Raw genomic sequence first — 13,805 nt, forward strand, 5'->3', positions numbered from 1 at the left:
CCTCCCTCAGCGCGTTTCTTTGCGGGCGTTGTAGACGTTCCAGGCAAGGATCGGCGTGACCAGCAGCATGATCACCATGGCGCTGGCCGAACCCACGCCCCAGTCATTGGCGCGGAACAGCTTGTCATACATGTAGTTGGCGAGAACCTGGGTCTGCCACTGGCCGTTGGTCATGGCGAAGACGATGTCGAACACCTTGAGCACGACGATGGTGATGGTGGTCCAGACCACGACGATGGTGCCCATGATCTGCGGCACCTTGATCTTGAAGAAGATCTGGAACGGATTGGCGCCGTCGATCACCGCGGCCTCGATGGTTTCCTCGGGAATGCCGCGCAGCGCGGCCGACAGGATCACCATGGCGAAGCCGGTCTGGATCCAGATCAGCACCGCCATCAGGAAGAAGGAATTCCAGAAGGGAATCGTGAGCCAGGTCTGCGGCTCGCCATAGGGCGGCGCGGCCATGAACAGCGCGACGATGGCGCCGAGCGACAGCCAGATCAGCCAGGCGGCGAAGATGGCGAAGGCCACGCGCAGCGGCACGAACCACCACGGTGTGGGGCGGTGGCCGATCTCGGCCTTGACCAGCGGCCGCACCGCCTGGATCGCGAGCCAGCCCAGGAACGCCGCGAACAGCGCGAGCAGCAGCGCCGGCACGAGCTTGAGGAAGATCAGCGAGGAAACCCCGCCGTCGAACTGCAGCCAGATGGCGTTGAGCACGCCGATCTGGTCCTTGCCGGCGGGGCGGGTGTCGTAGACCAGCTTCCAGATCACCGCGGCGCCGACGAAGGAAATCGCCATCGGCATGAAGATCAGCGACTTGGCGATGTTGCCCCATTTGATGCGGTCGGTGAGCTGGGCGGCGAGCAGGCCGACCGCGGTGGAGGCGGCCGGCACCACGATCAGCCACAGCATGTTGTTGCGCATGGCTTCCCAGAATTTCGGCTCGCGGGCCATCTGCTTGTAATTGGCAAGCCCGACAAAGGCGCCGCCGGCGCTGCGGTCGGTCACAGACAGCCAGAGCGTGGCGAAGACCGGATAGGCGAGATAGAGGCCGAGCGCGGCCAGCGCCGGAAACAGGAACAGCCAGGGCCTGACCTGGTTGGCGCGGGTTATGTTGCGGCCGGCGCCTTGCTCTCCACCTCCATAGAGAAGAAAGCTGGCGATGAACACAATGGCAAACACAAGCAGCGCTACAGCAATATCTCTCGCCATAACACTGAACAAGAGGCTGGATTCAAACTCGAGGGGCACCGAGCCCGACTCTCCACCTCCAGTATACTGCCTGTAATAATTTCCAAGGATAGTGATAAGCGGAGGCAATATGCGAATGACAAATACAAAAAGCAGCGGGATCGATGCGATTGTGGCCGAGACCTTCAACCGCTGCCCCTGAACATCCTTGCCCCGAATATCTCGGGCCGGAAACAGAACCCTGTCGAGGAACTGGTTGGAAAGGTAGAAATAGCCCACGCATCCGCCGACGCCGACAATGATGGTGATGAGACCCTGAAGTGCCGGATGCATCCTTTCCTCCCAAAAAGGCGATAGAGGCGGAAAACCCCGGCCTGGTGCCGGGGTCTTCCTCGATCGAACTGGAGTGGCTTACTTCAGCGCGTCCCAGGAGTTCTGGATCGACTGGGCCACGTCCTCGGCCGACTTGCCGCCGACATAATCGACCATGCCGGTCCAGAACGAGCCGGCGCCGACGCCGCCGGGCATCAGGTCGGACCCGTCGAAGCGGAAGGTGGTGGCGCCGAGCAGGACGTCGTTCATCTTCTTGAGCGTCGGATCGCTGAACACCTCGGTGTTGACGGCCTTGTAGGGCGTCAGGAAGCCCTTCTGCGCCATCCACACCTCGTGCGCGATCGGGCTCTTGAGGAACTCGATCAGCGCGCGGGCGCCGGGGCTGTCCTTGGTGATGGCCCAGAGCGTGCCGGCACCGAGCACCGGCTTGCCGAGATCCTTGCTCTCATAGGCGGGCATGTAGAAGAAGTCCGCATCGACGCCGACCTGGGTGCCTTCGGGGAAGAAGGCGGGGATGAACGAGGCCTGGTGGTGCAGGTAGCACTGCGGCGGCGAGGAGAACAGGCCCTTGGGGCTGTCGCGGAAGTCGGTGGTGGCGACCGTGTTGGCGCCGCCGGCGACGAAATCGTCGTTGCGGGCGAACCAGCCGAATTCCTCGATGGCGCCGATCACGGCGGGATCGGTGAACTTGACTTCGTTGGTGACCCACTTGTCATAGACGTCGGGCGCCTGGGTGCGCAGCATCATGTCCTCGACCCAGTCGGTGGCGGGCCAGCCGGTGGCGCCGCCCGAACCGAGCCCGATGCACCAGGGCGTGCCGCCGTCGGCGACGATCTTCTCGGTCAGCGCCTTCAGCTCTTCCATGGTCTGGGGGATCTCATAGCCCGCGTCCTCGAAGTTTTCGGGAATGTACCAGACCAGCGACTTCACATCGACCTTGTAGAAGAAGCCGTAGAGGTGGTCCTCGCCGTCCTTGCCCTTGTAGGTGCCGAGATCGACCCAGGACTGGCCGGCGGCATAATTGTCCTTGACCCAGTCGGCGGTGCCGTCCGGCAGCGGCGTGAGGAAGCCGCGGCTGGCCATGTCGGAGGCGAGGCCCGGCTGCGGGAAGACCGCGATATTGGGCGCCGAGCCCGCTTCCGCGTCGATCACGATCTGCTGCTCGAAGCTGTCGGAGCCCACATATTTGACGTTGGCGCCGGTGGCTTCGGCGAAATAGGCGAGCACCGATTCGGCGAAAGCCTGGTCGGGTCCGAGCCAGGGGCCGAACACCGTGACCTCCTCGCCGTCGAGCCGGGTCTCCTTGAGCGCCTCGTAGCTGTCCCAGTTGAAGGCGCCCTCGCCCGGCGCGAATTTGAGATCGGCGGCATGGGCCGAGCCCAGCGCCAGCGCAGCCGCGGCCGCGCTCATCAGAAACAACTTCTTCATCTTATCTTCCTCCCGGCCAGACCTGGCCTTCTAGTAGAGCAGAATAGGTTTTCCGAGCCAAGCCGCAGAAAAGTCAAAGCGCTTTGGCTTGGCTTCAGAGGATTACGACAGCCATGGCCAAGTCAAGCTTTAAGTTGGCCCCGCGTCGGGAATTCAACCCGTTTGCCGTGCAAATCCGGGCCTTGTCCGGGTGCGGCGTGATGGCGCGGCCGCGCCGCGGCGCAGCATTGTTTTGCATCGCGAAAACGGTCTGCAGGGCTAGGTTTGCGCGCCAAGGTGCGATTAGATGACAGCCCCAGGAGACCGGCGGACACGCCACGGCCGACCGGTTTTCCAAAGCGCTTTGAACTCGACCGGATCCGCCTGCCCGTGAACCTGAAACAGTTGTCAGAGCTTCTCCATTTGTCGCAGACCACGGTGTCGCGCGCGCTCAACGGCTATCCGGAAGTCTCCGCCGAGACGCGCCGGCGGGTGCTGGAGGCGGCGCAGCGCCATGGCTACAAGGCCAATTCCAATGCCCGCAAGCTGGCCACCGGCCGGGCCGGGGCGATCGGATACGTGTTGCCGGTGGGGCGCAATGTCGATCTCGATCCGCATTTCGTCGAGTTCCTGGCGGGGCTGGGCGAACATGCGCTGATGCGCGAGGTCGACCTGTCGCTCACGCCCGCGCCGCGCGAGCGCGAACAGGAGGCCTATCGCCGCATCGCCGCCAGCCGCTCGGTTGACGGCGTCTACCTGTCGTCGATGCGCAATGACGAGCAGCGCATCGCGCTGGTGCGCGAGCTCGGCCTGCCCTTCATCGCCCATGGCCGCGCGCTCGATCCCGCGGCCGGCTACGGCTTCGTCGACATCGACAACGAGGGTGCGTTTTTCGACGCGGCCCAGCTGCTGCTGCAATTGGGGCACCGGCGGCTCGCCTTCGTCAACGGCGACACCGACTTCACCTTCGCCGTGCACCGGCTCGACGGCGTCAAGCGGGCGATGGCCGGCCACGGCCTGCCGGACGCCGCGCTTCGCCACCATGCCGCGGCGATGACCGAGGGCAACGGCTACCGGCTGGCGATGGCGCTGTTCCGCGACGCCGATCCTGCCACCCGGCCCACGGCGGTGCTCAGCGCCTCGATGTTCACCACGCTCGGGATCGTGCGCGCCCTCGACCAGCTGGGGCTGAAAATGCCGCGGGACGTGTCGGTCATCAGCCATGACGACGTGTTTCCGTTCCTCAAGCCCGACAGCTTCACGGTGCCGCTGACGACCACCCGCTCGTCGATCCGCGCGGCGGGCGCGCGCATCTGCGAGCGGCTGGTCAACATCATCACCGGCGAGGAGAAAGCCCCGCTCGGGGAAATCTGGCCGGTGGAGCTGGTGGTGCGCGCCTCGACCGGGCCTGCGCCACGGGCGGGCTAGCGGCGCGCGCCGCGCCCCTGCGCGGGCGCAAAGCGCGCAGGCGCGATTAAACGCTTGTTCGCAGGCCCCGATCGGTGCCAGTCTAGGAGCTGTCGCGTTCACATGCATTCGGGGCAACGCGACAGGCATGGATTGAAGGTTTGACGGCGTCGTTGTCGCATCCGGTCGGATGCGCGGCGCTGTCGGCGCCTGCGCGAAGAAGGAGAGTTCGGTGTTTCACGGCAAGGTACTGGTCGCCCAGGGGGGCGGTCCGACGGCGGTCATCAACCAGTCGATGGTGGGTGCGGTTCTGGAATCGCGCAAGTTCCGCGCGGTCGAGCTGATCTATGGCGCGGTGCACGGCGTGCGCGGCATCGTCGACGAGGATTTCTACGACCTGACCCAGGAGACCACGCACAACCTGGAAATGGTCGCCAACACGCCCTCCTCCGCGCTCGGCTCCACCCGCGACAAGCCGGACCTGAAATACTGCCAGGAGATCTTCAAGGTGCTGCGCGCCCACGAGATCGGCTATTTCTTCTACACCGGCGGCAACGATTCCTCGGACACGGTGCGGATCGTCAACGACGAGGCGCGCAAGGCGAACTACAACCTGCGCTGCATCCATATCCCCAAGACCATCGACAACGATCTCGTCGAGAACGACCACACGCCGGGCTTTCCCTCCGCCGCGCGCTATGTGGCGCAGGCCTTCATGGGCATCAATCTCGACAATGCGGCGCTGCCCGGCATCTATATCGGCGTGGTCATGGGGCGGCATGCGGGGTTCCTGACCGCGGCCTCCGCGCTCGGCAAGAAATTTTCGGACGACGGGCCGCATCTGATCTACATGCCCGAGCGGGTGTTCGAGATCGACCGGTTCCTGAGCGACGTCAAGCAGGTCTACGAGCGGCACGGGCGCTGCGTCGTGGCCGTCAGCGAAGGCATCCACGACGCCTCGGGCCAGCCGATCATCTCCCGGCTCGCCAGGGAAGTGGAACGCGACGCGCATGGCAATGTGCAGCTGTCGGGCTCGGGCGCGCTCGCCGACCTGCTCACGCAGAAGGTCAAGGACGCGCTCAAGATCACCCGCGTGCGCGGCGACACGCTCGGCTACATGCAGCGAAGCTTCATCGGCTGCGTCTCCGACGTCGACCAGAACGAGGCCCGCGAGGTGGGCGAAAAGGCCGTGCAATACGGCATGTTCGGCGACCGCGACGGCTCGGTCACGATCAAACGCACCGGGCACTATTCGGTCGACTACGAACTGGTGCCGCTGGAAATGGTCGCCGGCAAGACCCGCACCATGCCCGACGCCTTCATCGCCCCCTCCGGCCACGACGTGACCGACGAATTCCGGCTCTATCTCAGGCCGCTCTTGGGCAAGGGCATGCCGGACGCGCATCGGCTGAGGCCGAACAAGGTGGCGAAGATATTGGCGGGGGGATGAGGGGGGCGGGGTTCTGTGCGTGCAGCGGAGATGAATTTCTAAACGGTCGCTTGTTGTCTGGAGGCTTTTAATCTGCCCCTTTAGAAAAGTTGCCTTACACCAATACTTGACGATCTTATGTATATTGGCTTCACATAGCAATAAAAGTAGCGAACGACTTGGGGAGGAGATACCATGGCAATTAGAGAGGATGCACTGAACGCGTTCTTTCGGACCCACCGGGAGCAAGAGCCACTCGCGGCAGCGCTCGATGAGGTATTTGATGTTACATACGGCTCTTACCAGTTCGGGCAAGCATTCTGGCTTTGCCAACCCAAGCCGTTTGCGGCCGAGAGATTTGGCCTTCAGCGCGAAGTTATTGCGGTTTATTCACCTCATGCGCGGGCTGATGCACGCCTGCTGACGGCACTTGAGAACATTTCTCGTGCACCCGAGTTTCGACACCGCGTGGAAAACGTTGTTGCACTAGTCGTCTACGAGGGAGACAAGGCGTCGATCGAGGGTTTGGCAGCACAGAGCAAAGACTGGGTAATCGTCCCCCTGTCAGCGACAGAACTTAAAAACAGGGGCGCACAGACTTTCCTCATCCGATTAAGGATGGCCGCAACGATTGGTCGCTTTGATCTCTTCGGGATGTCTTCGCCGATCAAGCATGACAAATACTTTTATGGTCGGGACGCGATAGTCCAAGAACTGGTGCAGCGAGCGCTGATCCGTAAGGAGCAATCCGGACTTTTCGGACTTCGTAAGACTGGCAAGACGTCCGTATTGTTTGCGGTCCAGCGACGGATTTCCGAGAAAGGCGCTATTGCCGAATACGTAGACTGCCAAAGTCCCGGCATCTACGGTAGCCGTTGGTGGGCGGTACTTGAGGAGCTCTGCCGTCGAATGCTAGAGGCCGCGGAGAAGACCGGGTGCCCAGCACCCACGGAATTCTCATTTGATGCGAGCGGCGCAGCGAACTCATTTATCCGAACGGTGAAGTGGATACAAAACAAGTCTACGGTGGGGCAGATCGTACTGCTCTTAGACGAGGTTGAGTTCATTACACCTGCTATCGCCAATCATCTCGGCCAGCATTGGGACAGCGACCACCTGCCCTTGTGGCAAACGATCCGATCCGCATCGCAGGAGACGAAAGGTTTTCTTACCTTCTGCGTGGCTGGCGTGAACCCATCTAGCGTGGAGCAATCGCATTTTGATCAGATTCCCAATCCGATCTTCCAGTTGGCGATTCCATTTTACCTAGACCCGCTAACTCGTCTCAGTGTTCGCGAGATGGTTCGGGCAATCGCAAAATATTCCGGTGCAGCGCTTGACGAGGACTGCTTTGATCTACTGAACGCAGAATACGGTGGACATCCGTATTTGATACGCCTCGCATGCAGCGAGGTTCTGCGTTCGCTTGGCGAACTACCGGTAGATAAGAAGATCAAGGTCTCTAAGTCCAATTTCGAATCCGCCCATGACAAGATTGCCGTCCGAATAGCTCAGCCGATCAAAGATATACTTCTGTCCCTAGTGTGGTGGTACCCAGAAGAATATGACTTACTTTGCCTCCTCGCGGACGGCGATACAATGTTCGTCCAAGAATTTTTGGCTGCCGAGCCTGAGAAGGCATCGCGGTTCGCGCGCTATGGTTTGCTGGAAGCTGACAATGGCTCATTCGCCATCAAGGAGCTTCGAAATTTCCTCGTCAATTCGGGATTAGAGTATAAGAAGGCGATTTCGCCGTTCACTCGTGGCGACCTTCCCTTAGAATACCTGCCGGAGGAGCCGAATATCGCCGATCTCGCTGCGCTTTTTGAACGCAGAACTGAGGTTGAGTATGCGCTACGTAAGCTACTAATAACTGTTTTGGAGTATCGATTCGCATTCGATGAAGCAAAGGTAGCAAGCGCGATCAGCGGTGCTTTACCAAAAAGCAACGGCGACAGGGCGCAGCTTTTCGTCGGAAGATTACCAAAGGACGCGGTCAGCGAACTTTATTTGAGCGACTTGAAGATTGTTTTTATCAAGAACTGGGACAATTTTTCTGCTTACTTTGGTTCAAAATCTGACCGATTCGAGATGAATCTCGACACAATCAACATTGCCCGACGGTACGAAGCTCATACCAAGCCAGTCAGCACAAAGGATTTCGATGATTTTCAAAATAGCTATTCCTGGATGAAGACGCGGCTTCAGAAGGTTCCGGGTCTCATCCCGGAGTAATTGCGAATTAATATTTCCTGAACATATGCAATCGAAAGATCTAACAATAAATATTAGGAAACTTTGCTATATCGCTGCATTCGTCTCCCTACCCAAACAAGTAACTGCCGACGTCCGCTTTGAATGACCGTCTGATAATCGTTTGAGACAGAAAGGTGGGGGTAGAACGGACATCAACCCAAGATGGTTGGTCCCCGTCCCCCCACCCCCTCAAAAACTCGGCGGTTTCAGCCCGTGCGCCCGCATCGCGGCGATCACGGTGTTGGCCATCAGCATGGCGATGGTCATGGGGCCCACCCCGCCGGGGACGGGGGTGATGGTGGAGGCCACGTCCGCGCATTCGGCGAAGGCGACGTCGCCGACGAGGCGGGTCTTGCCTGGCCCACGTTCGGGGGCGTCGATGCGGTTGATGCCGACGTCGATGACGGTAGCGCCGGGCTTGACCCAGTCCGCCTTGACCATCTGCGGGCGGCCGACGGCGGCGACCAGGATGTCGGCGTTGCGGCAGACGGCGGGGAGATCCTTGGTGCGCGAATGCGCGGTGGTCACGGTGGCGTTGGCGGCGAGCAGAAGCGCTGCCATCGGCTTGCCGAACAGGTTGGAGCGGCCGATCACCACGGCGTTGAGGCCCGACAGATCGGGGCCGTGGGTCTGGCGCACGAACAGCATGGCGCCGGCGGGGGTGCAGGAGATGAGCCCGCCCTCGAGATCGCCGGTCATCAGCTTTCCGGCATTGACGACATGCAGGCCGTCGACATCCTTTTCCGGCCGGATCGACTGGATCACGGCGTCGCTGTCGAGATGGGTGGGCAGCGGCAATTGCACGAGGATGCCGTGGATTTCGGGATCGTCGTTCAAGGTGGCCACCAGCGCCTCGAGATCGGCCTGCGAGGTTTCGGCGGGCAGCGTGTGCTGCACCGACTTGAAGCCGCACTGCTTGGCCATGCGGCTTTTCGACGAGACATAGACATGGGAGGCCGGATCGTCGCCGACGATCACCACCGCAAGCCCCGGCCGCGCCCCGGTCTGCGCCTCGAGCGCCGCACTGGCCGCCGTCACCTGCGCGATCACATCCGCCGAAACGGCCTTGCCGTCGATTACGCTCGCCATGTCTGATCCTTCCCGGTCCGCAAGCTGCCTCTGCCGAGGGTCCTGATTCCGGCCCCCGTTTTCGTCCGCGGACCCGCTATGCGTGGTTCCGCCCGGGCCGCACGCGGCACGTCGGCCCGCCGCGGCGGACACTACGAAACCTGACGCCGGGCCCGATAGCCTCTTTGCGTCCTTCGGTGTCAAAAAACAACCCGGGATGATGCTCAGCCGCGGCGGCGCGACGCGCCGTAGCCGGCGATGCGCGCGCGCAAGGCATCCATGTCGCGACGGATGCGGTCGACCGCCTCCCCGCGCACCGGCAGCGTGCGGGCAAAGGAGGGCGCCGGCGCGAAACCGGGGCCGGCGGGTGCGAAGCTGGGGCCGGCGGGCGCATGGGCCGGGGCAAGGCCGGGGACCGGCGCCACGCCATGGGGCGTGCGGAAGCCGGGCGCTGTAAAGCCGGATGCGGCAAAGGCCGCGGGGGGCGTGCGCCAGGTTTCGGCCGACCCGTGGGACGGTGCCGGATCGCCGTCCGCCGCGAAGCCGGGCTGCGCCCGCGGCGGCACCGGGGCCTGACCCCAGCCGGCCGCATAACCGGCGGACGTGCCATAGGGCTGAGCGGGCGCCGCCGGCGGGTAAGGGGCCGGCGGATAAGACGGATGCGCCGGGGCGGCGGCGGGCCATGTCTGCGACGCAGACAGCGGCGGCTCTGCGTAACCCGGCGCGGCGGCCTGCGGCCAGGGCGCGGGCTCTGCCGGATACGCCGGGGCGCCCCCATGGCCGTGGTCGCCATGGGTAGATCCGGCATAGCGGGGTGCGGCAAACCCGGGCGCGGCATGCGGCGCGGGCGCGGCGTGCTCAGGGGCGGCGGCATGCAGACCCGCCGCCGCAACGGAGGACCAGCCCGGCGGGGGCATGGTCTGCGTTGCGGCGGCCGGGACAGGCGCGATGTCCGAGGCGGCGGACTCCGGCCGGGTTTGAACGGCAGCAGCTGAATGTTCCTGCGCGCGCGGCGCGGCGAAGGCGGGCGCGGTGGCCTGATCGGCGGCGCGGTCGAACTCCGTGACGGATGCCCGGGTGTTCTCGGCGTGGCTGTTGCGGGACGGACCGCCCGACGGCGGGCGCGGGCCGGGATCGGGGTCGACCGGATAGTCCTCGAAGGGGCGCGCCTGGAAGCGGGCGCGAACGGAGCCGGCATTGTAGGCGCGGATGCTCTCGAAGGCGCCGGCCAGCAGCGCCAGGCCGATGCCCGCGAACAGGCCGGCAAACAGCCCGCCGATGGCAATCAGCTTGCGCGACGGCCCCATCGGCTGCAGCGCGGGTTCGGCCGGCGAGATCACGCGGATGTTGCGGGTGGAGAGGTTCGAGCGCTCGGAGGTCTCGCGCGAGCGGCTGAGAAAGGCCTCGTAGATGCCGCGGGTGGCGGCGGCCTTGCGCTCGAGTTCGCGCAGCGTGACGAATTCGACCGACTGGTCCATGGCCCGGCTTTTCGCCACCGCCATCTGGCTTGCCAGTTCCTGCTCGGTCTCCACCGCGCGCTGCAGCTCGGTCTGCGAGCTGGCGACGATGCGGCGCAGTTCGGCGCTGATTTCGTTGCGGATGGTGTCGAGCGAGGATTTGGCGGCGATATAGCGCGGATGCCGCGGCCCGAGCCCGGTGGCGAGCGAATCCGCGCTCGCCTTGGTCTCGGTGTATTGTTTGCGCAGCTCGGTCAGGTTGGTCGACAGCAGCTCCTCCGGAAAGGCGCCGGAGAGCACGTCGTCGATATTGACCTTGGCGAGGTTGTTGGCCTTGACCCGGATGCCGACCTTCATGGCCCGGGCATTGGCGAGCTGGTCGCTCAGCGCCAGGATCACCTTGTCGTCGATATACTGGCCGCCGACGCCGACCAGGCCGTTTTCGGCCTTGAACTTTTCCACCGCGCGCTCGGCGGCGTCGAGATCGGCGCGCAGCGCGTTGAGCCGGTTGTCGATCGAGACCGAGGTGCGCTCGAGCAGGTTCGACTGCGCCCGGCCTTCGGAATCGAGATAGGTCTCGACGATCCGGTTGGCGATCAGCGCCGACTTGTCGGCGTCGCGCGAGGTGACGCCGACGATGATGACGAAGGTCTTGGCGTCACGGGAGACGCTGAGCGAATCGCGCAGCTTCTCGAGCGCCTTCTGCTCGGACTCCGGGGGGCCGCCCGCACCCGTGACCAGTTCCTTGATCAGCGCGATGCCGCCGGAAATCCCGCCTTTGGACAGGGAGCCGTTGAACTCCGGATCGCGCTCCAGACCCAGATCGGTGACGACCTTTTCGAGCACGCTGGTCGAGGACAGGATTTGCAGCTGGCTGTCGGTGATGGCGAGCATCGCCTCGGTGGACAGCTGCTGATTGCGGATGTCGTCCTCGGTGACGCGGACCTCGCGCGGATCGATGAACAGCCGGCTTTCGGCATAATAGCGGTGCGGCGTCGACAGCGCGACCGCCACGCCGAGAACGGCGCCGAGGATCGCGGCGGCGGCGATGTGCTTGCGGTAGCGAACCACCGCCTGCACCAGGATCGAGGCGTCGAGCAAGGGACGCTCGGCATCGCCGCCCGCCGGCGCGGACCAACGGTAAGGCTCTTGCCGGCGCCGGTCGTAGCGGGGCGCCGCGGGGTCATCGCCGTCCCAGGAGGAGACGGTCCCGGCGGATTGCGGGCGATGCTCGGGGGCCGGGGGTACTGGCGGGGGTGCTGGCGCCTCGGCCCGGGCGGCCAAAGGTTCCGGGGACGGTTCGCCGGCAGGCTCCCGGCCGCGCGGCGGCACGGCGCCGATCAGGCGCGCGATCCGGTCGCCGAACCGCAGGTCCTGCGCTGCGGGGCCGGGCCGATTGCCCGGTTCGTTCCGCGCTTCAGAGGCCGGTTCCGGGGACGGGCGCGGGGCGGCGGCAGGCCCGGGCGATGCGACCGCGGGCCGATCGGATGCGGCGGGGCGCTGGGGAACATAGTCGGCGGTGGAGAGCCGCGGGCTGCGCGCCGGCGGCGTGGACAGGAGCGAGGGCGCGGGACGGCGGACGCCGGATGCACCGCCGGACGCGGGCGCGCGCATGCCCGGACCGTCAGGCGCACCGGCCGGCGCGGCGGAATCCTCGCCGGCATGGTCGAGCAGCGAACCCCGGCGGGCGGGAGGCCTGCGGTCTTTGGTGGAATCGCTCATATCCGGATTGGCCATCCTTGCTGGCGCGTTAGCAACTTTCCCGAAGCAAGCTATTAATTCATGGGTAACAAATCGTTAATTTCGGACGGCCAGTGCCCGATCCGGCAAATTATTCCGGCAATTCCCCTCCCCCGGGCAAGCCTGCGAAACCCCGGCTGCTCCAGCCGTCGCGGCGATCAAACGCCGGGTTAACACATTGAGAGTATGACGTGAGGACTGAAACGGGGATCGCGGACCGCCGCGATCCACTCCTGACACGGTGTACATGCGCGCTCGCCTGAAGAATTTCACCCGCGATCACAGCGGCTCGATCCGCGCCTATCTGTCCATGGTGGGCGGATCGGCGGGGCGGCTGGTGATTTCGCTGGTGTATTTCATCGCCATCGCCAACACGCTGTCGATCAGCGCGTTCGGGCTGTTCGCCACCGCCTCGGCCTGCGGCATCATGCTGTCGCGGCTTTTAGCCTTCGGCTTCGTCTCGCCGCTCTACCGGATCGCCACCGTCAAGCCGCGCCTGCTCGGCACCTACACCGCGGGCTTCCTGGGCGGCATGGTGCTGTCGATCCCGCTGATCGCGCTGGCGGCCTGGCTCGTGCATGCGCTGGTGTTCGCGGGCGAAATGGACGCCGTCACCTATGGCAAGATCATCCTGTCGGAAGTGCTGTGCTGGCGGCTGATGGAGATCGCGGTGATCGTCAGCTACGGCGTCAACCGCTTTACCGCGGGCTCGGTGCTGGTGGTGATCGCCACCTCCTTCAAGACCGTGGCGGCGGTGCTGTTCTCGTGGCTGACCGAGGGATCGCTGGAAGTCTGGGCGACCTATTACCTCATCGCCAACGATCTGGCGGCGATCGTCGCGGTTATGTTCTTCTATCCCCGGGTCAGGCTGCGCTGGAAGCCGGTGCTCTATCTCAGGCGCTGGGCGGACGCGGTGTCGGTGGCCGGCGCCGAGATGCTGTTCTACGTGCAGTCCGAACTCGACAAGGTGCTGGTGCTCTCGCTCGGCGGCCCGGCGGCGGCGGGGGTCTATGCCATGATCATGCGGCTGGTGGACCTGACCGCGCTGCCGGTGCGCGCCTTCCTCACGGTGCTGACCCAGCGGCTGATGCGCAGCGCCAGCATGATCACCTCGCTCCGGAACAGGGTGCTGCTCGAAGCCGCCGTGGCGGCGGTGTCGACCGCCGGCCTGCTGGCGATGGCGGGCTTCCTGTGGATCTTTCCCAACGCGCTCGGGGCCAATGTGGCCGAGGCGGCGCCGCTGCTGATCCTGGTGGCGCTGGTGCCGGCGTTCCGCAACCTGATCGAATACCAGTCCGAGCTTCTCTATGCGACCGGCCGCACCTTCATCCGCATGCTGGTGCTGGCCTCGCTGGCCGGGTCCAAGGCGGTGCTGCTCGCGGCGGTGCTCACCGGCGGGTTCGACACGCCGGTCTGGGTCGGCCTGCTCAATGCGGCCTTCCTGGTGCTCTATCTCCAGTCGGCACTGATCACCTACCGGATGCTCCGGTCAATCAAGAAACGGCCGATCTGAG

The 13,805-nt window shown here is 64.3% G+C and carries 8 protein-coding genes; 4 read left to right on the forward strand and 4 right to left on the reverse strand.

Features of this window, described 5'->3' with window-relative positions; translation table 11 throughout:
- Positions 1-6: 6 nt before the first annotated feature.
- A complete protein-coding gene (locus AWJ14_RS16790; protein ID WP_425349653.1) occupies positions 7-1,185 on the reverse strand; it encodes a carbohydrate ABC transporter permease in 1,179 nt (392 codons plus the stop codon).
- Between the two features lie 420 nt (positions 1,186-1,605).
- Positions 1,606-2,955, reverse strand: a complete 1,350-nt coding sequence (locus AWJ14_RS16795; protein WP_066181823.1) for an ABC transporter substrate-binding protein — start codon at positions 2,953-2,955, stop codon at positions 1,606-1,608.
- Between the two features lie 369 nt (positions 2,956-3,324).
- Between AWJ14_RS16795 and AWJ14_RS16800 the strand changes: the two genes are divergently transcribed.
- The 3 genes from AWJ14_RS16800 (at position 3,325) to AWJ14_RS16810 (ending at position 8,005) form a co-directional block, all read left to right on the forward strand.
- Positions 3,325-4,362: a LacI family DNA-binding transcriptional regulator gene (locus AWJ14_RS16800; protein WP_066181830.1), complete on the forward strand. Its 1,038-nt coding sequence runs from the start codon at positions 3,325-3,327 to the stop codon at positions 4,360-4,362.
- Between the two features lie 169 nt (positions 4,363-4,531).
- A complete protein-coding gene (locus AWJ14_RS16805) occupies positions 4,532-5,791 on the forward strand; it encodes a 6-phosphofructokinase (protein ID WP_066181833.1) in 1,260 nt (419 codons plus the stop codon).
- Between the two features lie 174 nt (positions 5,792-5,965).
- On the forward strand, positions 5,966-8,005 hold the full coding sequence (locus tag AWJ14_RS16810) for an ATP-binding protein (RefSeq protein ID WP_066181836.1): 2,040 nt from the start codon (positions 5,966-5,968) through the stop codon (positions 8,003-8,005).
- 210 nt (positions 8,006-8,215) lie between these two features.
- On the opposite strand, the gene folD is transcribed toward AWJ14_RS16810, so the two are convergent.
- Positions 8,216-9,115, reverse strand: coding sequence for a bifunctional methylenetetrahydrofolate dehydrogenase/methenyltetrahydrofolate cyclohydrolase FolD (gene folD, locus AWJ14_RS16815; protein ID WP_066181839.1), 900 nt, complete (start codon positions 9,113-9,115; stop codon positions 8,216-8,218).
- A 203-nt stretch (positions 9,116-9,318) separates the two neighbouring features.
- Positions 9,319-12,273: a GNVR domain-containing protein gene (locus AWJ14_RS16820; protein WP_171904897.1), complete on the reverse strand. Its 2,955-nt coding sequence runs from the start codon at positions 12,271-12,273 to the stop codon at positions 9,319-9,321.
- A gap of 265 nt (positions 12,274-12,538) precedes the next feature.
- Between AWJ14_RS16820 and AWJ14_RS16825 the strand changes: the two genes are divergently transcribed.
- Entirely contained in the window at positions 12,539-13,804 is a 1,266-nt protein-coding gene (locus tag AWJ14_RS16825; protein ID WP_066181845.1) for a lipopolysaccharide biosynthesis protein, read from the forward strand.
- Position 13,805 lies beyond the last annotated feature (1 nt).

This window comes from Parahoeflea olei (genome assembly GCF_001703635.1).
GTDB lineage: Bacteria > Pseudomonadota > Alphaproteobacteria > Rhizobiales > Rhizobiaceae > Hoeflea > Hoeflea olei.